Here is a 21,096-nt window from a genome sequence, read left to right as displayed (position 1 = left end):
ATGGAAATCCAAAGCAGCCGCGTTCGCGCGGTCAAAAGTTCGCCGAGCATGGCTGTGTCGGTCCTGGCTAAGCAGATGCTCGCCAAGGGCGAACCGGTGATCAATTTGAGCCTGGGTGAGCCTGACTTCAATGTACCGGCTCACGTCATTGAAGCCGCTCACCAAGCCATGCTGGCTGGGAACAACCACTACACCGCTCCAAATGGTCTTGAAGAGCTGCGCCAAGCCATTGTGGACAAGTTTGAACGGGAAAATGGCCTCACGTACGGGTTGGATGAAATTTGCGTGGGCAACGGTGCCAAGCAACTTCTGTTCAATGCCTTCCTGGCCACGTTGGAGCCTGGTGATGAAGTGATCACTCCAGCGCCGTATTGGGTCTCCTACACCGATATGGCCATGCTCAATGGCGGCGTACCCAAGGTTATTCCTTGCGGAGCAGAGTATGGCTTCAAGCTCGATCCTGAGCGCCTGGAGGCAGCCATCACCCCACGCACTCGTTGGCTGATGCTGAACTCGCCCAACAATCCCTGTGGCGCTATTTACACCCGAGAAGAGTTCGCTGCGCTCGGTGCTGTGCTCGAACGCCACCCCCATGTATTGGTGATCTCAGATGAGATCTACGAACACATTGTCCTGGGTGACAAACCGTTTGTTTCCTTCGTAGTCGCATGCCCGCAACTGCGCGAGCGGACGTTGCTGATCAACGGTGTGTCCAAAGCTTACGCCATGACTGGCTATCGCTTGGGATATGCCGCGGGTTCGAAAGAACTGATCGTGGCCATGAACAAGACCCAGTCGCAGACCACAACCTGCCCATCGGTGATTTCACAATTGGCCGCTGCTGCAGCGCTTAATGGTCCCCAGGACTTCGTTCGTTCAGCGAATCGTGAGTACCAAGCCCGTGGGGCGCTGGTAGTGCGAGGCCTTGCGGAAATCGAGGGCTTGTCTCTGCAGATGCCAGAGGGCGCGTTTTATGCCTTCCCAAATGTCGCTGCGTTCATCGGTAAGCGCACCCCAGATGGTCAGGTCATTTCAAACGATGCGGATCTCTCAGCCTATCTGTTGAGAGTTGGCAAGGTTGCGACCGTACCTGGATCCGCTTTCGGGCTGGAGCCATATGTACGTCTTTCCTTCGCCACCTCCCAGCAGGAGCTGGAGCAGGCCCTGGGTCAGCTGCGCGAAGCTTTCGCTGCGCTGGTCTGAAAACTGAATGATTTGAGGTTGAACATGAGCAAGCCGTTCAAACGATTGCTGATCACTGGCGCCGCTGGGCGCCTGGGCAGCGTGCTGCGTAAACATCTCGCTGCCTTCGCCGATGAGCTGCGTCTGACTGATATCGCCGATATGGGCCAGGCTGCTTCGCATGAAGAATTGATCCGTTGTGATCTTGGAAACTTCGATGATGTTTTGCCTCTGACTGAAGGCGTGGACGCCATTGTCCATGCCGGCGGTGTACCAGTTGAAAACACTTTCGACGCGATCCTCAACGGCAATATCGTCGGGACCTACAACATTTACGAAGCTGCGCGACGTAACGGTGTGAAGCGAGTGGTGTACACCAGCTCGAACCATGCGATTGGCTTCTACGACCGTACTGAGACCATTGATGCCAGCGTTCCTCACCGGCCTGACAGTCTCTACGGTGTCAGTAAATGCTTCGCAGAGGATCTTGGCCGCTACTACTGGGACAAATTTGGAATCGAGTCAGTGAACCTGCGAATTGGTTCCTCGTTCCCCGAGCCTCTAGATCGTCGAATGCTTGCCACCTGGCTGTCGTTTGGTGATTTTGCCCAGCTGACCGAGCGCTCTTTGCTGGCTCCACGCGTGCGCCACATGGTGGTCTACGGCATGTCGAAGAATCGCGAGTCCTTGTGGGACAACCGCATGGCTTCCTCGATTGGCTATGAACCTAAAGACAGCGCGGACGACTATCGCGAGAAAGTATTTGCGGAGCATCCGCCCCTGGATCCTAACGAACCCTCGGCCAGGTATCACGGCGGTAGCTTCGCTGGGGCCGGGCATTTCGAAGACCCAAAGTAACCTCCACATCACAAGAGAGCTTATTCCATGGCTTCCACAGCAAAACAACAGAACTACGATGTGGTGATCGTTGGCGGCGCGGTCAACGGTAGCGCCACCGCCTATTTTCTGGCCAACAACCCAGACTTCAAGGGTTCGGTGCTGGTGATTGAGCGTGACTGGACCTACAACAAGTCGGCGACCGCGCTTTCGAGCAGCTCGATTCGTCAGCAGTTTTCCAATCCGATCAATATTGAGATTTCCAAGTTCGGTGCTGAATTCGTTCGCAACTTCCCCGATGTGATGGAAGTGGACGGAGACCGTCCTGACTTGGCCTTCCATGAAAATGGTTACCTGTTCTTGGGCGACAACCGTGGCTATGAGGTGCTGCAGCGCCTGCACGATACCCAGGTCTCCCACGGTGCCGACGTCCATCTTCTGGACCCAGAACACCTGAAGCGCAAATTCCCTTGGGTAAATACCGATGGTTTGGCGGGTGCTAGTTATGGTCAGACCGGTGAAGGCTGGTTCGATAGCTTGGGTATGCTCAACGGCTTCCGCCGTAAAGCTCGCTCGATGGGTATCGAGTACATTGAAAACGAGGTCGCTAGCATTCAGCGCGAAGGTGATCGCATTACCGGCGTTCAGCTCGCCAGCGGTGAGCGAATCGGTTGTGGTTTGCTGGTCAATTGTGCGGGAACTCGCGGGACCAAGGTTGCCCGTATGGCCGGCCTGGATATTCCGGTCGAGCCACGTCGCCGCTCGTTGTTTGTCTTCGATTGCCGCACGCCGCTCGAAGGGACGGTACCACTGACGATCGATCCGACTGGCGTGTTCTTCCGCCCTGAGGGCAAGTTCTACCTCGGTGGCACCTATCCGAAGAACGATCCAGAGGTGGATTTCGAAGATTTTGAAGTCCTGCACGACGAGTTTGACGAAGAAGTTTGGCCAATCCTGGCCGAGCGCGTGCCCGCCTTTGAAGGAATCAAAGTCGTCAACTACTGGGCTGGTCATTACGACTTCTGTGTGCTGGACCACAACGCCATTGTGGGGCCGCATAACGAAGTAAGTAACTTCCTGTTCTGTAACGGTTTCAGCGGCCATGGGCTGCAGCAAGCCCCCGCAATTGGCCGCGGCCTGTCCGAGCTGATCACCTACGGTGGCTATCGCTCGCTGGACCTCAGTGCGCTGTCCTATCAGCGCGTGATCGATAACAAGCCATTCCTGGAAGACTCGGTCATTTGACCCCAAGCCTGAGGAGAACAACACAATGAATAATCCATCCAAAGGCAAGCGCAGTGGCGGTCAGGTTTTGGTCGATGCGCTGCGTATTAACGGCGTAGATCGAGCGTTCTGCGTACCAGGTGAAAGCTATCTCGATGTGCTGGATGCCCTTCACGACGTGAAAGACGAGATTCAATTGATCGTCTGCCGCCAAGAAGGTGGGGCGTCCTACATGGCCGAGGCCTACGGCAAACTCACTGGTAAGCCTGGCATCTGCATGGTGACCCGCGGGCCCGGGGCAACCAACGCTTCGGTTGGGGTGCATACCGCTTTCCAAGATTCAACGCCGATGATCCTCTTCATCGGCCAGGTTGCCCGGGATCAAATCGAGCGCGAAGCTTTTCAGGAAGTGGACTACCGTCGCATGTTCGGCCAGATGGCCAAATGGGTTGTCCAGATCGACGACGCTGCTCGAATTCCTGAACTGGTAAACCAAGCGTTTCAGCGTGCAATCAGTGGCCGACCAGGCCCGGTCGTCGTAGCACTGCCGGAAGATATGTTGACCGATTTGGTGGATGTGCCCGATGCACGACCAGCAAAGCGTGTCGAAGCCGCACCTGCTCCGGGTCAGATGAGCGAGCTGCAAACTTTGCTGGCGAAGGCAAAGAAGCCACTGGTAATTGCCGGCGGTGGTGCTTGGAATAATGACGCCGTCGCTGACCTTCAGCAGTTCGTGCAAAAGCAGAATTTGCCATTGGCTGCTTCGTTCCGCTGCCAGGATCTGTTCGACAATACAGATCCGCACTATGCAGGGGACATGGGATTGGCTGCCGGGCCAGTGCTGGTCGATGCGGTGAAGCAGTCTGATCTGCTGATCGTGATCGGTGCGCGTTTAGGCGAAATGACCACTGGTGGATATGCGCTGGTGGACATTCCGGTTCCTCAGCAAACCCTGATCCATGTACACCCAAGCGCTGAAGAGATCGGACGCGTTTATCAGCCTACTCTGGGTATCAACGCGGGTCCCGCTAGCTTCCTCAGTCAAGCTGCCGACTTGTCCCCAGTGCAACCTGATGCATTCACCGACTGGGTGAGCAGCTTGAATCGTGGGTATCGCGGTAACTTCGAAACACCTCGTTCGCCGGGCGATGTGCAGATGAGCGAGGTGATTTCGTGGCTGAACAAGTCTTTGCCGATCGACAGCATTCTGACCTGCGGTGCGGGTAACTACACCGGATGGGTGCACCGTGGCTATCAGCACCAGACTTTCCGGACGCTGCTTGGACCAACCAACGGTTCCATGGGGTATGGCGTCCCGGCGGCTGTCGCGGCGAAGCTGACATATCCTCAACGTACGGTCGTAGCCTTCGCCGGCGATGGGTGCTTCCTGATGAATGGCCAGGAACTGGCAACTGCTGCGCACTACGACGCACGCCTGATCGTGATCGTTGTGAACAACGGGATGTACGGCACCATTCGGATGCACCAGGAGCGTAGCTACCCAGGCCGTGTGTCCGGGACCGAATTGCATAACCCTGACTTCGCAGCATTGGCTCGTGCGTTCGGCCTGCATGGCGAGACAGTCACCCGAACTGAGGACTTCGCCGCTGCGTTTGAGCGCTGCCAGGAGTCGGGTAAACCAGCGCTGATTGAAGTGCAGGTCGATCCCGAGGCTCTGACCCCACGGATGACGCTCAGCCAAATCCGCGAAAAGGCTCTGGCCTCCAAGTAAGGTTCACCTCAAGTGGGGCGCGGTACAGGCCCCACTTTTTTTATTTCTTCGAACGAGCTAATCGACATGAAACTTGCCGATTCTGGTTTGCTGCGTGAAGTTTGCTACATCAACGGTGATTGGGTGCCGGCAGACAACGGCCAGCGCATCAACGTAATTAACCCCGCCACTGGCGAGACGTTGGGATTTATCCCTCGAATGGGCGCTGCTGAGACGCGTCGTGCCATCGAGGGCGCCGAAAGGGCGCTGCCTGCGTGGCGTGCTCTGACCGCTAAAGAGCGGGCCGTTCGCTTGCAAGCGTGGTTCCACGAAATCATGAGCCATCAGGAAGACCTCGCTCAGATCATGACCGCTGAGCAGGGAAAGCCGCTAGCCGAGTCTCGTGGTGAGATCGCTTTCGCTGCGGCTTACGTTGAGTTCTATGCCGAGGAAGGGAAGCGGATTTATGGAGACGTTATCCCTTCTCCAAGCGGAGATCGTCGACTGCTCGTGACCAAGGAGCCTATTGGCGTATGTGCAGCGATCACGCCGTGGAATTTCCCGGCCGCGATGATCACTCGCAAAGCTGCACCTGCGTTAGCAGCCGGATGCACCCTGGTGCTTAAACCTGCATCACAAACTCCTTTCAGTGCTTTGGCACTGTGTGTGCTGGCTGAGCGCGCAGGTATCCCGGCAGGTGTGCTGAGCGTGGTCACGGGTGACTCTGCAGCCATTGGTGGCGAGATTACAGCCAGCCCTATCGTGCGAAAGCTGTCCTTCACGGGCTCTACGCCAATCGGTATCCAACTGCTGCAGCAATCCGCAGCGACGGTGAAGAAGGTGACAATGGAACTGGGCGGTAACGCTCCTTTTATTGTCTTCGATGACGCCGATCTGGAGAAAGCGGTAGAAGGGGCGTTGATCGCGAAATTCAGGAACAGCGGCCAAACATGTGTGTGCGCCAACCGTTTCTACATTCAGGATGGGATTTATGATCGCTTCGTTGAGCGCTTCGCTGAGCGTGTCAACGAGTTGGTAGTTGGGAAGGGAGACCAGCCTGGCACTCAGGTGGGGCCAATGATTGATGGCCGCGCAGCGACAGGTGTAGAACAGATGGTCGCAGAGGCTGTTGAGGCGGGCGCTCGCGTTGTTACCGGTGGACGCCGTCACGCGTTGGGCGAGGCTTTCTTCGAACCGACCCTGTTAGCCGATGTGCAACCGCAAATGCGTGTAGCTCGGGAAGAGATCTTCGGGCCGGTCGCACCAATCTTCCGCTTCACTACGGAGGAAGAGGTGATCGTTGAGGCCAACAATACGGAATTCGGCCTGGCATGCTACCTCTACGCCAGAGACGTCGGCCGCATTTGGCGAGTCTCGGAAGCGCTCGAATATGGCATGGTCGGAGTGAACGTCGGGGTGGTGGCAACCGAGGTTGCTCCATTCGGAGGGGTGAAGTCCTCCGGGCTTGGACGTGAAGGCTCTCGTTACGGGATTGAGGACTATCTCGAGATCAAGTACGTTTGCCTCGGGCTTTAACTGTCCCACTTCAGATTCAAACCGATTGCTGCGCCAGATTGGCTATGCGTCGGTTTGGACTGAAGTGTCTAGAGGCATACGCAATGGCGGAGCAATTAATTGCTTTCCGCCAACAGCCGTTGATAGCGAGAAAGACTTTCCTCAAGGTGCTTGCGCAGTGCATTCCGTGCGCCGGTCACGTCACCCATGGTGATAGCCGATAAGATAGCACCATGCTCTCGTCCTATTTTCTTGATGTGCGCCAGACGATTTTTTCCGCCAACCTGGCTGTGCTTGAGATTCAGATCCAGGATGATATCCGGGCCTAGTGCTTCAAGCAGCTGAGCGAAGTGAGGGTTGTTGGTTGCCTTGGCGATCGCGAGGTGGAATTCAAAGTCAGCCTTCGCTTCTTCTTCGAGATTTGAGCCATCCAGAGCGTTGAAGCGATCGAAGGCTTCAGTAATCATTGCCAGGCTTGCAGGGGTTCGTCGTTCGGCTGCGCGGGCTACAGATTCAGTCTCGATGCCGAGGCGCAATTCCAGCACGTGCGCAGCAGCGCGAACATCATCGACGATGCTGCTGATGGCGAACCCAATTCTTTTTACGTCCTGCTCCACAACGAAAACACCAACGCCTTGTCGAGCTATGAGCCGGCCTCCTAAGCGTAATGACGCCACGGCTTCGCGGATGACGGGGCGACTGACGTTGAATTCTTTACAGAGGGCTTGCTCGGACGGAAGCTTCTCTCCTGGGCCATAAATGCCAGAGTCGATGCGATTCGACAGCTCACGGATAACGGATTCTGCGAGGTTACCCCTCCGAGTGTTGATTACTACATCCATTGTTGGGTCTCCACAAAAGCTAGCGTGTCACGATCAATAATCTACGGCATGATATTATGCTTGTATGTTATCAAATAACTGACCAATCAGGTGGATTTTAGGATAGCCCCGCCCATTCGCAACCAAGGCCTCTAATACGCAGGTTGCAGCGGCATAGCTCCTGGCAATTCTCAAAAGACCGCCAAACGGTCAATGTACCCGGTGACGTCTTGCACTTCGGATCACGCCATGACCGCTTCGTCATGCCAGCGGAATCTAAGTTACTGCTACCTCCCTACCAGGTCAGGGCTAGCCGTCCAGCATTGCCTGATACCGGGAAAGACTTTCATCAAGGTGCTTGCGTACTGCTGCCCGCGCCCCAGCTACGTCGCCCAGACTGATGGCCGACAGGATTGCCCCATGCTCACGAGCGATTTTACGGGTGTGCGCTTGTCTGTTGCTGCCTCGGACGTGTCGATGCTTAAGGTTCAGGTCCAAGATGATCTCGGGACCTAATGCTTCGAGTAGCTCGGTGAAATGGGGGTTGTTAGTCGCTCGGGCAATAGCTAAATGAAACTGGAAGTCGGCTTCGGCTTCCTCCTGGAGTGAAACATCTTCTAGGGCGTTGAAGCGATCATACGCTTCCGTAATCAGTGCCAAGCTGGCTGGGCTGCGTCGTTCGGCAGCGCGGGCTACTGATTCACTCTCGACACCAAGACGTAGCTCAAGAATCTGTGCTGCGGCTCTCACATCGTCGACGACGCCGTCGATAGCGAAGCCAATTTTTTTTACGTCCTGCCCAACAACAAATACTCCGACACCCTGGCGGGCAAGCAGGCGTCCTCCTAGCCTCAGAGACGCCACGGCCTCTCTTACCACTGGCCGGCTGACACTGAACTCTCTGCATAGCTCTTGTTCCGACGGAAGTTTGTCACCTGGCCCCCATGTGCCGTTGTCGATCCGGTGAGTGAGCTCTTGAATTACCGTCTCGGCCAGATTTGCTCGTCGTGATCCCAAGGTCTCACTCATATCGATTTCTCCTCCTTCTGCAGATTTGATCACCAAAATTTCTTTTTTCTCCGACAACGGCCTTAAGAGTCGCCAACGGATGAGCTCGATCGCGCATGTTTGAAGGGTTTGTCAGCATTTTGGTGATTCCTGCTCCCGTTTTTCTGCGCCGTAGGTGTTTCACCCCACGGCCCCCGGTCGTGCCCTCATCATAGCCCTATTGACAGTTAGCTGCTGACTGTTATCTTACAAGTGCATTGTCGTTTTCGCCAATGCATGTGGTGAGCGATGGCGAGGGCTCGTATTGCTTTCTGGCTCCTCACCCGCTTGCTCAGTGTCCCGACGTTGATACGACTACTACTGGGAGCACCAGAAATGAAGAAAAACAACAAAGAACGTGGGCTGATCGCGCTCGCGTCTGCGATTACCTTAATCATGAGTATGGGAACGGCGCAGGCGGCAGAAAGCCAAGTCGTGAAAATCGGATTCGCCGGCCCTCTGACCGGTCCATCGGCGCACCAGGGACAGGACGTCGAGCATGGGATCCAAATAGCTATCGAGGAGGCCAACCAGCAGCACCTGAAAATTGGCGACAAAGAAGCAGAATTCAAGCTGGTTTCCGAAGACGATGTTGCAGATCCTCGTACTGGCACCGCAGTAGCCCAGCGGCTGGTGGACTCTAAGGTTGCCGTAGTCATCGGTCACTACAACTCAGGGACCAGTATTCCCGCTTCGAAGATCTATGGCGCTGCTGGCATTCCGCAAATCTCGCCTTCAGCAACAAACCCAGCTCTGACGCAGCAAGGTATCCCCTCGGTATTCCGCGTGGTCAACGACGATGCAACGCTCGGCCGATATGCGGGTAATTACCTGGTCAGCAAGCTGGAAGCCAAGCGTATCGCAATTTTTGACGACCGCACCGCTTACGGGCAGGGGCTGGCGGATGAGGTTACCAAGGCAGTGAAAGCTGCGGGTGGCAACGTAGTGGTCCGCGAATACACGAACGACAAATCGACAGACTTCAACGCCATTCTTACGACTGCCAAAGCTCAAAAGGCTGACGCAGTGTTCTTCGCAGCGCTCGATTATCAAGCAGCGCCGATGGCGAAGCAGATGAAAAATCTGGGCTTGAAAGCACGCTTCATGAACATCGGCAACCTTCCAAATGACTCCTTCAAGCAGATGGCTGGTAGTGCAGCTGAAGGTGTTTACGCCTGGAACTACGGTACGCCTCTTTTAGAGATGCCAAAAGGCGCCGCCTTCGAGCAGAAGCTCAAGGACAAGTTTGGCGTTGGTGTGGTCCAGTCCTCGCCAGCAGCCTATGACGCTACCTGGGCGGCGATTAATGCCATGGTGAAAGCGGGATCTGCAGATCCTAAGGTTTATCTGCCGGTGCTCAAGACCGAAACCTATGAAGGCGTAACTGGAAGCATCGCTTTTGATGAGAAGGGCAACCTGAAAAACCCAGCAGCCACCGTCTTCCAGTTCGAAGGTGGCGCATGGAAAACGCTGGCTGTTCAACGGGATTGAACGACGTAAAGCCCTCGGATAATTAGCAGGCGAGCCTGCAAAAAAAAACAAAAAGACTTTATCCATCTGCCAGTCCCGACAACACAGCTAACGCCTGTGTTGTCGTCAACGCAGTTTCGAGGATTCAGCTCGTGGACGGTAATTTCGATATTCTGTTGCAACAGGTGCTCAACGGTCTTGTGCTGGGCAGCATTTATGCTCTTGTAGCGCTGGGCTACACCATGGTTTACGGCATCATCGGCTTGATCAACTTCGCCCATGGCGAAGTCGTCATGGTCGGTGCAATGGTGACCATTTCCGTTCTCACGATGCTTGCCGGCGCAGGATTTGCCCCCGGTATCGTAACCCTTCTGATCGCCATCATGGCTGCAGCAGTGGTCTGCATGCTGTTGGCGCAAGGCATGGAAAAATACGCCTACCGACCGTTGCGCAAAGCGCCTCGACTGACCCCTTTGATTCTGGCGATTGGTATCTCCATCGCTTTGCAGAATCTGGCGATGATGATCTGGGGGCGGGGTTATAAAACCTTCCCTGAGGTCGTGGAAACGCAGCCGGTTGATGTCTTCGGCGCAACTATGACCAATGTCCAGCTAGCCATCATGCTCATCGCTGTTGTGATCATGTTCGGCCTCTGGCTTTTGGTTGATAAGACCCGCTTGGGTAAGGCCATGCGCGCAACTGCACAGAACCAGGAAGTTGCAGGGCTCATGGGCATCAACATCAACAGGGTCATCTCTGCGACCTTTTTGATCGGTGCCAGCCTGGGCGCCATTGCGGGCGTGATGCGCGCGATCAACTACGGACAAGCCGATGCGTACATGGGACTGCTGCTTGGTCTCAAGGCGTTCTCAGCGGCTGTGCTCGGTGGTATCGGCAACCTATTTGGTGCTATGGCGGGTGGCCTGCTGCTGGGTCTCATCGAATCGCTAGCGGCAGGCTATACCGGTCAACTCACCGGAGGTTTTTTGGGGGCCAACTATCAAGACATCTTTGCGTTCGCAGTCCTGATTTTGGTGCTGCTGTTCCGGCCCAACGGTCTGCTTGGTGAACGCCAGGCTGATCGGGCATAAGAGGGCAACTCACCATGAAAAGTCCTAAAGCTCACTATCTGTTGCTCATTCTTGCGTTCGTAGCTCTGCCTTTCATCGTCGATGCGATACCGGTGTTGGGCCCTACCTGGGTTCGTATTCTTGGTTTCGCGATGCTCTACGTTTTGCTTGCACTGGGCCTCAACATCGTTATCGGGTACGCCGGTCTTCTGGACATGGGATACATCGGCTTCTATGCAATCGGAGCCTATTTGTACGCCCTGCTGGCTTCGCCCCACCTGAATATGGTTGGCATCACGGCGGGGGTCCTGGACTGGCCCCTCTGGGTCATCATTCCGGTCGCAGCAGTGGTTGCCGCGGTATGTGGGGTGCTCATCGGAGCGCCTGTGCTGAAACTTCGGGGCGACTATCTCGCCATTGTGACGCTTGGCTTCGGCGAGATTATTCGGATCTTCATGAATAACCTCGACCAGCCTGTGAATCTCACAAATGGTCCTCAGGGCATCAGCAACATTGCCCCTTTGCACATTGATGGGGGACCCTGGATCCACGCAGCGGGAGAAGGAAAAGCGCCTCTGCTTTCCCTGCAACAGAACTGGAGCCTTTTTGGACTCGATGTCTCTCCGGTAATCAGCTACTACCTGTTCTTCCTCTTCATCGTGGTTCTCTGCATCGTCTTGTCCAAGCGATTGGAAGTGTCACGTATCGGTCGCGCTTGGATGGCGCTGCGCGAGGACGAGGTAGCTGCAGAGGCTATGGGGCTCAATAAGCGAAACCTCAAGCTGCTGGCCTTCGCCATGGGTGCCACGTTCGGTGGGGTTTCGGGTGTGCTGTTCTCCAGCTATCAGGGATTCGTTAGTCCGGAATCGTTCACACTCATGGAGTCCATTATGGTTCTCGCCATGGTTGTTCTGGGCGGTATGGGCTCGATCAGAGGCGTCGTGCTTGGGGCGCTCATTCTTTCAGTTATGCCTGAGCTGTTCCGCGATCTGGTGAACTGGGTCCAGCCTTGGGTAATGGATAACGTCACCTTCATCAGTCGCGATATTTTGCGCAATGTTCTCGATGCCTCGACTCTGCGGATGCTTGTGTTCGGCTTCGCTCTCATCTTGGTCATGCGCTTTAGACCTGAAGGGTTGTGGCCATCCGATCGTCGTCGTGCCGAGCTTCAGGAAGGTGATCCTGAGCTTGAAACCCCAACTGCAGCCTTGAGTACTGTTGTCCACGCACCGGGTACGCAAGCGTCTTTTGAACATACGGCTAAAGAGGCGAACAAGGCATGAGCGACGTCCTTCTGGAGCTTCACCAGGTCAGCAAATTTTTCGGCGGCCTGCAAGCACTGCACGGTATCGATCTCAATATCCGTCGGGGCGAAATCCGCGGCTTGCTCGGCCCCAACGGGGCAGGCAAGACCACGCTTTTCAACGTACTGACTGGGCTTTATCAAGCCGAGCAGGGCAGGGTAGTTTTCGACGGTAAACCGTTGCGGATTAGCAAGCCTCATAAAGTGGTGGAAGCTGGGATATCACGAACCTTCCAGAACATTCGTCTCTTTCACAACATGACCGCGCTCGAGAACGTGATGATCGGCCGACACGTTCGTACCCATAGTGGCGTTTTCGGGGCGATCCTGCGGACACCGGCATGCGTGAGGGAAGAGCGTGAAATTCGGCAAGCCGCCAGGCATTGGCTGAACTATGTGGGTATCGCTCATCTTTCTGGCGAATTGGCAAAGAATCTCTCTTATGGCGATCAGCGTCGCTTGGAGATTGCCCGCGCACTGGCTACTGAGCCCAAGCTGATCGCCTTGGATGAGCCTGCTGCGGGCATGAATGCTTCGGAGACAGAGGGCTTACGCCAACTCATGTGCAAGATGCAGGCTGACGGCAAAACGGTGTTGTTGATTGAGCACGATGTGAAACTTGTGATGGGGCTGTGCGATCAAGTAACCGTTTTGGAATTTGGACGCAAAATCGCTGATGGACTCCCTGCTGATGTTCAGAAGGATCCGAGAGTCATTGAGGCTTACCTGGGTTCGGAGGCCGTAGCATGAAAAGCATACTGCAAGTGAATGATCTCAAGGTTTCCTACGGGGCTATTCAGGCCATCAAAGGCATTGATCTCCAGGTCACTGAAGGCGAGATGGTCGCTCTCATTGGTGCGAACGGGGCGGGCAAAACCACCACCCTTAAAACATTGGCTGGTCTCCTGAAACCCAGCGCAGGTCAGATCATCTTTGCTGGCAAAACACACGCAACCATTAAGAGTCACGATTTGATCCGGGAAGGGTTAGCACTCGTGCCTGAGGGGAGAGGAATTTTCCCCAAGCTGACTGTGCACGAAAACCTCGAAATGGGCGCTTTTTCTCGCACAGATGGCAAAGATGCTGTCAACGCAGATATCGAACGTATGTATGCAATTTTCCCTCGTTTGAAAGAGCGCGCTCATCAACTCGCGGGGACGATGTCCGGTGGTGAGCAGCAAATGCTCGCTATCTCACGAGCTCTGATGGGGCGACCGAAACTCTTGCTGCTTGATGAGCCATCGATGGGCTTGGCACCGATCATCGTGCAGAAGATTTTCGAAACGATTCGCGACGTAGTGAAAGGCGGAGTGACGTTGCTTCTGGTGGAGCAGAACGCGCGACTAGCGCTGCAGACGTGTGATCGTGCGTACGTGATTGACTCAGGGCGCATTGCCTTGACCGGAGCTTGCCAAGATTTGCTGCATGACAAACAGGTGCAGAAAGCTTACCTCGGTGAGTGAAGCGAATATTCAGCAGCGACAATAATTGTAAGCGTGATTTGAATAAAAAGCCTGAACGGGGATGTTGTTTTGAGCGATATAGAACGTTACGAGTTTGATACACGCGTCCATCACGTCATCAAGCATAACGGCTTAGTGTATTTGACTGGGCAAGTGGGAACTCCTGGCCAATCAGCGGCTGAGCAGACTCGCGAAGTACTTAACAAAATTGACAGACTTCTGGAGATTGCCGGTTCCGATAAGACGAAGATCCTTAACGCCGTCCTCTGGTTGGATGATCTTAGAGATTTTGATGAGGTCAATAAAGTTTGGGATGCTTGGGTTGTGAAAGAACAAGCGCCAGCACGTTCGAGCGGCCAAGTCAGAATGGCCAAGCCCGGGATGCTGGTGGAAATCATCATCACTGCAGCTGTTTGAGTCTAGCGCTACCAGTCAGTGAAATCTCGATTCTATGGCTTGACTGAGCTTAGAAAAATAATGACAAAACTCGCCACAGCACCGCTGTGGCGCGGTTGATCGAAGGTTTAGATGATGTCGTTTCATACTGATGAGCAGAGCTCCCTTCAGCATGGCTTGACCTCGCGTCAAGTGTCCATGATTTCCATTGCTGGAATCATTGGGGCCGGCCTATTCATAGGCTCCTCCAGCGCCATCGCAGCGGCCGGTCCCGCAATTCTCATTTCCTACGCTATGACCGGTTTACTAGTGCTTCTGGTGATGCGGATGCTTGGTGAGATGGCCGTAGCCAATCCAAACAGTGGTTCGTTCTCGACCTACGCAGGGGAGGCAATTGGGCCCTGGGCGGGTTTCACCATCGGTTGGCTTTACTGGTGGTTCTGGGTCCTGATCATACCCGTCGAGGCGATAGCCGGAGGGGACATTCTCCACACATATTTCCCCTCTATTCCGTCTTGGGTTTTTGCATTTGCAATAATGCTTATTCTGGCTTGTAGCAATCTAGTCAGTGTTAAGAATTTCGGCGAATTCGAGTTCTGGTTCGCACTGATAAAAGTTCTAGCCATCATCGCGTTTATCGTTGTCGGGGCGATGGCCGTTTTAGGCGTTTGGCCTCTAGCAGAAGTTTCAGGTCTGTCGAAGTTGACCTCGAATGGTGGTTTCATGCCCAACGGATGGGGAGCAGTGCTTGGAGGAGTGTTGATTACGATATTCTCATTCTTCGGCGCGGAGGTGGTGACAATTGCTGCAGCTGAGACCACCAATCCTCAAGAAAAGATTCGTCGCGCCACGAAGCTGGTTGTTTATCGAATTGCCGTGTTCTATCTTGTATCAATATTCCTGGTGATCGCACTAGTGGCATGGGATGACCCTCGTTTAGTTGAGGTCGGGTCGTTCCAACGCGTGCTTGAGGTGCTGCACGTGCCGGCGGCTAAGGTAATCGTGGATCTAGTGGTACTGGTAGCGGTGACCAGCTGCATGAATTCAGGGCTATATACTGCATCGCGTATGCTTTATTCTCTCGGGTCAAGAGGGGAGGCGCTGCCGATTACTAGGTATGTGTCCAGGAATGGAGCACCTACTGTCGCAGTCCTGCTTTCCACACTTGCCGGTTTTGCCGGATGTTTGCTGAATTACCTTTTTCCTGGAAAGGTGTTTAGTTTTTTGTTGTCAACTACTGGGGCAATGGCGCTGCTGGTGTACTTAGTAATCGCGGTGTCGCAGTTGCGAATGCGCGCCCGGGCAGAGCGTAATGGCGTCCAGCTGTCATTTAAGATGTGGCTTTTTCCGTGGCTTACATGGGTCGTAATTGGCGCGATATTAATGGTTTTAGGTTATATGTTAACCAATGAGCTATATCGATATCAGGCATTTATGACGGCCGGAGTGGCATTGTTTATTATGACGGTCTACGTTATTCGACGGTGGAAGGCTAGTCGCGCTGAGCGTGATAATGCTCTTGTGCTGGAGCAAAGTCATCGCTAATTATTTAGCCAGCGAGCAGCGGTGAGTTCTACCGCTGCTTCTGACTGGCGTCTCGACTAACAAATGGCCTGTGCAGGTTAAAGGTTGATGTTAGGCGCGCTCCAGATCAAGCACGAATACATCGACACGTCCTTCGCCAGCTGACTTGCTTCCGGTAATAAGAATTTCCCGCAATTGCTCAGCTGTTTGAGGGGTTAACATTCCTCGTGGTGGATTTCTAAGGCGCTTGTTGGCTGCTTGCTGATCGCCAAACCAAAGGACGAGATAGATGCCCTGGTTTTCTGCTCGCCAATCTGGTGTGTAGAGCGCATCTAGCTGCTTGTCTGCCCCCCTCCAGAGTTCCGAGTGCCACTGTCCCTTCACTTCCACCGGCACTCGGAGTGTACCCGCCGAGCAGGCAATATCGACTTCTTTGTCAGCAGCGACGTGAGCCTCAGGATCAAACGTGATCAATTTCGATCCCTGGCGGAGCAGCCCCAGTAGGTGATCACGACAGCGTTCCTCTGCAAAAGGTACACCACTATCATCATAGAAGCCGCGCCACGATTCGGCGTCGTCGCTCTTGATCTTAGCTTGGGCAATCGAGAGCTCCTCGAGTACTAAAGCCTGTAGATCGGCTACGGTCACGGGAATAAGATTACACAATATGGCGTTTATCGCTTCAAGTGTGGGAGGGGCGTAAACTGCCTCGACACACATGCGTGATTGCTCTGCAACAACAATCTTGATTGATTCCGTATAGCCGTCGCTCGGAGCATACCTTAAACGCGCCAAAGCAGCGACCGCATCTTCGCAGATATCATTACCAAGTCGATGGATGAGATGGGTCAGATAGTTGCTTGCGTCCCAAGGGTTTGTATCGCCTCCGGTAGTTCCAATTGGACGTTCTACCTTTGGCCAGTATGTACGAAAGTTTGCGATAATCCATTCAAGCTGCATGGGACTATGTTTGACGGTACCCTCGCCGAAACGGCCACCTGTGCGATTCCGCAAATGCCAAAGCAGCTCGGGCTCAATCGGTGAATTATTAAGCCGCTCCAGAGTTGGCTCATCATCAATGACAATGCCAATCGCTTCCCAGTTGCGCCTTCTCTCATGGTCAGTCAGACCCAAGCGACCTGCGGCGGCGCGGCGTAACGCCTCGAATCTTCCCGTGCGGATAAGCCGATCAATCAATTCTGTTTCCGGTTCGATCGGCATATCTGGAAAGCGTTCTAACCATTCTGTAGCTAGCTCGGCAGCAAGCTCAGCATGACGTTCGTCTCGCATAAGCGCATACAGGCCATCCACGGAAGTACACTTAGCCTGAAGCTGAGGCTCATGGTACAGCCGCATCGCATCCTCCCAAATGCCGCGAACTTGGATAGCCGCTTCAATCGCATCTTTCAACCCAACAATTCCAGCGTGATCGTCAATGCGGGAGCGGCGCAGTTCGAACATACCTGCCATAAGACGCTCATCAGACAGATCGTCGAACCCGATAGCTTTCCGAAAACGCTCGGCGAGTGCGGAGACGATAATATAGCCGGCTTCATAGTACCGACCCTGTGCGAGGCTTTCCGCCATGTTGTGCGCCGTGGGCATGGCTGGATCGAGCAGCATAAAAGCTTCGAAACCTACATGTGCAACTTCCCCGATATCGTCTCCAAGCCATTGAGAGACTCGCTTGTGGGCTGGCACATCCTCTCCAATGTCATTGAACAGGTTGAGATAAGCTTTGGCAGGGTCGATGATAGAGCGGTAGTTTCCTCGTCGCACCTCCTCGATATGAGTCGCATAGTACTTGCGGTGTTCTGCATGCGCTTCAGTTTGCTTTGCTTGGCGAGCCCGTTCCCTTTCAGCTTGCTTGATCTGCCACTCTGACAAAACCGGCACACCAAGATTCTCAATCCATTCTGATAGCTCAGCGGAGTGCGCAGCGAAGCGCCTCGCAGCTGCGCGAACCTCAGAATGGTTATCTTCACCAGGCGGTGTGAGCTGAACCAAATCGCGCCAGCGCTCATCACTGTGATCCAAGTGATCAAGCGTATCGAGTAACGCAGTCACATCCGCGGCGCTGGGAGCAAAAGCTGACGACCGCTCGTTCAATCGCCAGGCTCGCTGCCAGGGATTGTGATTACTCGGTTGTTCGAGCAACACATATCGCTGTATGGCCTGGCGTAAGCCATCTTCGCGCTGGATGAGCGCCTCGAGTTGCTGACGAGATTCGCGGTGATATCCGACGCTAGCATCAAATGGTTCTAGCCAAGCCCAGAGCTTTTGGGCAGTAACGCCACCGGTTTCCACGCGACGTGCGATAAGGTGATAGGCGAAATCAGTTAGGACGTCATTTCCGGGGCGGTCGTACCGTTTGCCAAGTGTTTGTGCTGCTACGGCTAAGCGGTCAAGAACCCCTTCAATCCTAGAGTCAGGAAGCCGCGTTTTTAAGCCTAGCAATACGCCAACTGTACTGCTGTCTTTGAGGGCATGGGCGACCACTAACTCGACGATAAGTCTGTCCTCCACCCGCTCGTAGCCAATATCATCAGCCAGCTCGATGGCCAAACGAGTTGATAGCTCATCATCATATCTGTGTAGTGAATGCAGAATAGACGACCAATCATTTTCACCATCTATTTCGAAAAGAGCCTCGCCTGCGGCCCTTCGGATCGCGAAAATCGCCTCTGAGTCGAGAATGATTTTTTGCAAATCATCTTTTAACTGCGATGCAATCTTTTGTCCCTTGACTGCTTCGAGCACAAGAAGGCATAGACCAAACGGCGTGCCTGGCGTTGTAATCAACCGCCGTATGTCCCCGATTAGCTCGGCTTGTGTGATACCACGTACGGAATAGGGTCTCCAATCCCGAAAACGAGGATTGTCTGCAGCCAGGAGCTCTAGCGCTTGAAGTAGCGAACGAGCTTGCTCGACTGTGAGATCGTCTGCGTCACCATACTCGATTATGCCCATTGGATCAGTGGAAATTACCGCCGGAGCAAGAGCCGGGTCATGAGCGAGCCACGCATGAATGCCACGTAAACTTGCCGGCACGAGACCGTGGCTGTGGAACATTGAAAGCAGGCGTCTGCGTTTGTGCGTGGTGTCAGCCTGTTTCACAAGCCATCGAGCCCCTAAGTATTCGCCGACACGACGATGGAGATAGCCGAAGCGATCAGCGCCATCGGATTTGAATAAGCGTGTGCCAAGCATTGCCCCTATGTGCTCGCCCCCAGGAAGGCTAGATATATCGGCAAGCTGCAACTCGCCTTCAGCAGAGTTGGCTGCGGATGTTCGGACGATGGCTTCGCTGCCAGTAAGGATCAAGCCAGCGAAGGCAGCGCCTGCGGCGTCGAGGCCTGTTTCTCGTGCGACTTGGTCGTGGGCCTTTGAATCCCGGTGCTCGACCCGCAACACCTCAACTGCACGGCTGAAGAGTTCGCTACGTGTCTCAGGCAGACTTCCCGCTCCGGCGACCCGGGCGATGAGTTCGAGGGTCTGCGGATTACCAAGTAGTCCGTTGAGCCCGCGCGTGTTGAAATGCTCGATCACCGTCTTGGCAGTACTGGCCCCAAGCGAGGCGCTCAGGAAGTTTGCCACGTCGTCATCATTAAAGGGCTCTAGATGCAGCTCAAGCGGCTCCTCTGCGTACTGTTCCCGAATAGCCTCCATCCCGGTGGCGCTACGCCAGTCTGCGACACGGCAAGCCAGAACGAAGTTTGGGTAGCCAAGTCTTCCAAGCTGGCGTAGCACCGAGTCAACCGCATCACCCTCTTTTTGGGCGTTTACTTCGTCAAGTGCATCGATCACCAAAGTTTTGGCGTCGTTAAGTAGTGATCTCGGGTCATGACGATTGATCAATTTGCGAGCGGTGCAATGTGCATAGCCAGGAGCATTAGCAAGCCATTCGAGCAGATGTGACTTGCCCATTCCCGCTTCTCCGAGAATGAGTAAAGGTTCGGTCCTTTTACGCAGCTCGCCCTGAGTTAGCGTGGCTCGGTCGTTTTGGGTTTCGTACCAAAGAGTCCGTTCGATTATCTCGTGCACCATCAAGTTTGCGCATTCACTCATGTCGTTCCGAAGCCTCGCCTGGAGCCCAAACCTGATTCTATCCTGCCGAGATTCAAGGCCTGCCTTATAGAACATCAAGTTAGCATTTTGGATGACACATTGCCGTCCGCGAATTCGGGCCCACGCTTGCCCAATCTGTCAATGGGCGAACGGATGCAAGTCAGAATGTTGCTAGAGCGGTGTCAATCCACACCCGCAGAGGTGCGAAAAACTGTCAATGTTTGCAGGCAGTATTGACTGTCAATGTCTGAAGCTAGTGACGCCTTAATGCATTGATTTTGCGAGAAATTATTTCTGTCAATCTACTGAAGGTTAGATGATGTGGTCCATTACTGGCCGGACGACCCGTTGGTGGCCGAAGCTACCGCACGGGCGAAGCCGCGCGGCAGCTGAAGCGAGCGGACAATTCAGTTTGGCAGACTACGTTCGATCAAAAATTCGTGTAGCTGCCCTTCGCCTACGGTGAGGTAGGCCCTGTGGTCGCAAGCAAACGTTTCCGTGGCCTTAGCCTTCACCTGGTGTCCCAAATGGTCGCGCCAGCGGCATCGAATGAACCGTTCTGTGACTTCCAGGGGCTCGAGCTTGAAGTAGTCGCCTTGTGTTACTGGCAGGTAAAGGCCCAAGTAACCGTTGTCGCTGATCATCAGCTGTCGTTTCACGGCGTAATGGGTGCTGAAGATATGATGATGCAGTCGGTCTTTGGTCTTGGAATGAAACCTGAAGCTGAACTTGGTCGCTTTATCGCCCCCAGACTCCAACCAATCGTTGGCGATCAGGCTTGCCACGGGGATATCGGTTGCTTTGCTGAGATGGATCGGGATCTTGCGGTCCCCATGGATCATGTAGATGCGGCCAAGAAAACTCTGTGCCGGCCAGGAAGTGTCGCTGGAAATATCTTTCATCGTGGTGCCCACCCGTGAGGTTCAGTTTGTAGGTTTCAACAGGAAGGTCACGATTTGACCCTCGTCGACGTTTAGCAGGTCCACCTTGTCGCCGCTACGGTGGGGGCCATCCGGTATGGCGCCCACCCTGTATCCACGCTGGTCGCGCAGATGGCAGAGCAGCCCTTCAGCGCTCAGATGCAGTGGCTCGATCTTCCAGTAGTCGGTGACTTTGGCATGCAGGTAAAAGCCCAGGTAACCATTGCGGCTGACACCGAGTTTTTTAATTCCCGCCTCGCTTGCAATGCTGATGTGGTAATGCAGGCGGTCTTCGGTGCGTGAATCGAAGCGAAAGTCCATCACCGGCGATTCTTTCCTGCCACCTGCTTGCAGCCAGTCATCTTCCGGGGGGATCTGCCAGGTGAATTTGTCGTCGCGGTGGCTCAGGCGCAGTGGGATGTCCGAGCCCAAGGCACGCTGGTACAGCTTGCCGCGAAACGACTTGGCGTAGTTCGCAAGAATGTGTTCGTCCATGCTGTGCTCCTGTGTAGGCATGCAAGGTTCATCACCTTATTGCCAAGGCT

At 54.5% G+C, this 21,096-nt stretch carries 17 protein-coding genes; 12 read left to right on the top strand and 5 right to left on the bottom strand.

Translation table 11 applies throughout. From position 1 onward, the window contains the following. From ACJA3S_RS22530 to ACJA3S_RS22510, 5 genes are all read left to right on the top strand, one after another. Positions 1-1,203, top strand: a complete 1,203-nt coding sequence (locus ACJA3S_RS22530) for a pyridoxal phosphate-dependent aminotransferase (protein ID WP_406820052.1) — start codon at positions 1-3, stop codon at positions 1,201-1,203. 24 nt (positions 1,204-1,227) lie between these two features. Continuing rightward, positions 1,228-2,040, top strand: a complete 813-nt coding sequence (locus ACJA3S_RS22525; RefSeq protein ID WP_406820051.1) for an NAD-dependent epimerase/dehydratase family protein — start codon at positions 1,228-1,230, stop codon at positions 2,038-2,040. A gap of 27 nt (positions 2,041-2,067) precedes the next feature. Then, positions 2,068-3,264: an NAD(P)/FAD-dependent oxidoreductase gene (locus tag ACJA3S_RS22520; RefSeq protein WP_406820050.1), complete on the top strand. Its 1,197-nt coding sequence runs from the start codon at positions 2,068-2,070 to the stop codon at positions 3,262-3,264. Between the two features lie 25 nt (positions 3,265-3,289). Beyond that, a complete protein-coding gene (locus ACJA3S_RS22515) occupies positions 3,290-4,975 on the top strand; it encodes a thiamine pyrophosphate-binding protein (RefSeq protein WP_406820049.1) in 1,686 nt (561 codons plus the stop codon). Positions 4,976-5,041: 66 nt separating this feature from the next. After that, positions 5,042-6,490 carry an NAD-dependent succinate-semialdehyde dehydrogenase gene (locus ACJA3S_RS22510; RefSeq protein WP_406820048.1) on the top strand — a complete coding sequence of 483 codons (1,449 nt, stop codon included), beginning with the start codon at positions 5,042-5,044 and terminating at the stop codon, positions 6,488-6,490. A 95-nt stretch (positions 6,491-6,585) separates the two neighbouring features. Here the strand turns inward: ACJA3S_RS22510 and ACJA3S_RS22505 are convergent, their stop codons facing one another. Continuing rightward, complete coding sequence (locus ACJA3S_RS22505) at positions 6,586-7,311, bottom strand: FadR/GntR family transcriptional regulator (RefSeq protein ID WP_406820047.1); 726 nt, start codon at positions 7,309-7,311, stop codon at positions 6,586-6,588. A gap of 288 nt (positions 7,312-7,599) precedes the next feature. Continuing rightward, a complete protein-coding gene (locus tag ACJA3S_RS22500; RefSeq protein ID WP_406820046.1) occupies positions 7,600-8,319 on the bottom strand; it encodes a FadR/GntR family transcriptional regulator in 720 nt (239 codons plus the stop codon). A gap of 354 nt (positions 8,320-8,673) precedes the next feature. Here ACJA3S_RS22500 and ACJA3S_RS22495 point away from each other — a divergent pair, with 354 nt between their 5' ends. The 7 genes from ACJA3S_RS22495 (at position 8,674) to ACJA3S_RS22465 (ending at position 15,584) form a co-directional block, all read left to right on the top strand. Next, on the top strand, positions 8,674-9,828 hold the full coding sequence (locus ACJA3S_RS22495; protein WP_406820045.1) for a branched-chain amino acid ABC transporter substrate-binding protein: 1,155 nt from the start codon (positions 8,674-8,676) through the stop codon (positions 9,826-9,828). A gap of 131 nt (positions 9,829-9,959) precedes the next feature. Further along, complete coding sequence (locus tag ACJA3S_RS22490) at positions 9,960-10,898, top strand: branched-chain amino acid ABC transporter permease (RefSeq protein WP_406820044.1); 939 nt, start codon at positions 9,960-9,962, stop codon at positions 10,896-10,898. A gap of 14 nt (positions 10,899-10,912) precedes the next feature. Next, a complete protein-coding gene (locus tag ACJA3S_RS22485; RefSeq protein WP_406820043.1) occupies positions 10,913-12,160 on the top strand; it encodes an ABC transporter permease subunit in 1,248 nt (415 codons plus the stop codon). Further along, the gene (locus ACJA3S_RS22480; RefSeq protein WP_400810922.1) at positions 12,157-12,930 is read left to right on the top strand and encodes an ABC transporter ATP-binding protein; all 774 of its coding nucleotides are present in this window, start codon (positions 12,157-12,159) and stop codon (positions 12,928-12,930) included. Before ACJA3S_RS22485 ends, ACJA3S_RS22480 begins: the two co-directional genes overlap by 4 nt. Continuing rightward, positions 12,927-13,643 carry an ABC transporter ATP-binding protein gene (locus tag ACJA3S_RS22475; RefSeq protein ID WP_406820042.1) on the top strand — a complete coding sequence of 239 codons (717 nt, stop codon included), beginning with the start codon at positions 12,927-12,929 and terminating at the stop codon, positions 13,641-13,643. Before ACJA3S_RS22480 ends, ACJA3S_RS22475 begins: the two co-directional genes overlap by 4 nt. 69 nt (positions 13,644-13,712) lie before the next feature. After that, positions 13,713-14,060, top strand: coding sequence for a RidA family protein (locus tag ACJA3S_RS22470; RefSeq protein WP_406820041.1), 348 nt, complete (start codon positions 13,713-13,715; stop codon positions 14,058-14,060). 114 nt (positions 14,061-14,174) lie between these two features. Beyond that, positions 14,175-15,584 carry an amino acid permease gene (locus ACJA3S_RS22465; RefSeq protein WP_406820040.1) on the top strand — a complete coding sequence of 470 codons (1,410 nt, stop codon included), beginning with the start codon at positions 14,175-14,177 and terminating at the stop codon, positions 15,582-15,584. Between the two features lie 90 nt (positions 15,585-15,674). On the opposite strand, the gene ACJA3S_RS22460 is transcribed toward ACJA3S_RS22465, so the two are convergent. The 3 genes from ACJA3S_RS22460 to ACJA3S_RS22450 form a co-directional block, all read right to left on the bottom strand. Further along, complete coding sequence (locus ACJA3S_RS22460; protein ID WP_406820039.1) at positions 15,675-19,631, bottom strand: NACHT domain-containing protein; 3,957 nt, start codon at positions 19,629-19,631, stop codon at positions 15,675-15,677. A 407-nt stretch (positions 19,632-20,038) separates the two neighbouring features. Continuing rightward, positions 20,039-20,533 carry a hypothetical protein gene (locus tag ACJA3S_RS22455; protein ID WP_406820038.1) on the bottom strand — a complete coding sequence of 165 codons (495 nt, stop codon included), beginning with the start codon at positions 20,531-20,533 and terminating at the stop codon, positions 20,039-20,041. 21 nt (positions 20,534-20,554) lie between these two features. Then, positions 20,555-21,046 carry a hypothetical protein gene (locus tag ACJA3S_RS22450; protein WP_406820037.1) on the bottom strand — a complete coding sequence of 164 codons (492 nt, stop codon included), beginning with the start codon at positions 21,044-21,046 and terminating at the stop codon, positions 20,555-20,557. Between the last annotated feature and the right edge of the window lie 50 nt (positions 21,047-21,096).

Source organism: Pseudomonas sp. KnCO4 (assembly GCF_045344305.1).
GTDB lineage: Bacteria > Pseudomonadota > Gammaproteobacteria > Pseudomonadales > Pseudomonadaceae > Aquipseudomonas > Aquipseudomonas anuradhapurensis.
Note: the sequence above shows the minus strand (reverse complement) of the source record. Positions and strands in the feature narration are given on the sequence as shown.

Bases quoted from the DNA above. Each gene is read 5' to 3' on its own strand.
- ACJA3S_RS22530 (WP_406820052.1), top strand. From the start codon at position 1: ATGGAAATCCAAAGCAGCCGCGTTCGCGCGGTCAAAAGTTCGCCGAGC.
- ACJA3S_RS22525 (WP_406820051.1), top strand. From the start codon at position 1,228: ATGAGCAAGCCGTTCAAACGATTGCTGATCACTGGCGCCGCTGGGCGC.
- ACJA3S_RS22520 (WP_406820050.1), top strand. From the start codon at position 2,068: ATGGCTTCCACAGCAAAACAACAGAACTACGATGTGGTGATCGTTGGC.
- ACJA3S_RS22515 (WP_406820049.1), top strand. From the start codon at position 3,290: ATGAATAATCCATCCAAAGGCAAGCGCAGTGGCGGTCAGGTTTTGGTC.
- ACJA3S_RS22510 (WP_406820048.1), top strand. From the start codon at position 5,042: ATGAAACTTGCCGATTCTGGTTTGCTGCGTGAAGTTTGCTACATCAAC.
- ACJA3S_RS22505 (WP_406820047.1), bottom strand. From the start codon at position 7,311: ATGGATGTAGTAATCAACACTCGGAGGGGTAACCTCGCAGAATCCGTT.
- ACJA3S_RS22500 (WP_406820046.1), bottom strand. From the start codon at position 8,319: ATGAGTGAGACCTTGGGATCACGACGAGCAAATCTGGCCGAGACGGTA.
- ACJA3S_RS22495 (WP_406820045.1), top strand. From the start codon at position 8,674: ATGAAGAAAAACAACAAAGAACGTGGGCTGATCGCGCTCGCGTCTGCG.
- ACJA3S_RS22485 (WP_406820043.1), top strand. From the start codon at position 10,913: ATGAAAAGTCCTAAAGCTCACTATCTGTTGCTCATTCTTGCGTTCGTA.
- ACJA3S_RS22480 (WP_400810922.1), top strand. From the start codon at position 12,157: ATGAGCGACGTCCTTCTGGAGCTTCACCAGGTCAGCAAATTTTTCGGC.
- ACJA3S_RS22475 (WP_406820042.1), top strand. From the start codon at position 12,927: ATGAAAAGCATACTGCAAGTGAATGATCTCAAGGTTTCCTACGGGGCT.
- ACJA3S_RS22465 (WP_406820040.1), top strand. From the start codon at position 14,175: ATGTCGTTTCATACTGATGAGCAGAGCTCCCTTCAGCATGGCTTGACC.
- ACJA3S_RS22460 (WP_406820039.1), bottom strand. From the start codon at position 19,631: ATGAGTGAATGCGCAAACTTGATGGTGCACGAGATAATCGAACGGACT.
- ACJA3S_RS22455 (WP_406820038.1), bottom strand. From the start codon at position 20,533: ATGAAAGATATTTCCAGCGACACTTCCTGGCCGGCACAGAGTTTTCTT.
- ACJA3S_RS22450 (WP_406820037.1), bottom strand. From the start codon at position 21,046: ATGGACGAACACATTCTTGCGAACTACGCCAAGTCGTTTCGCGGCAAG.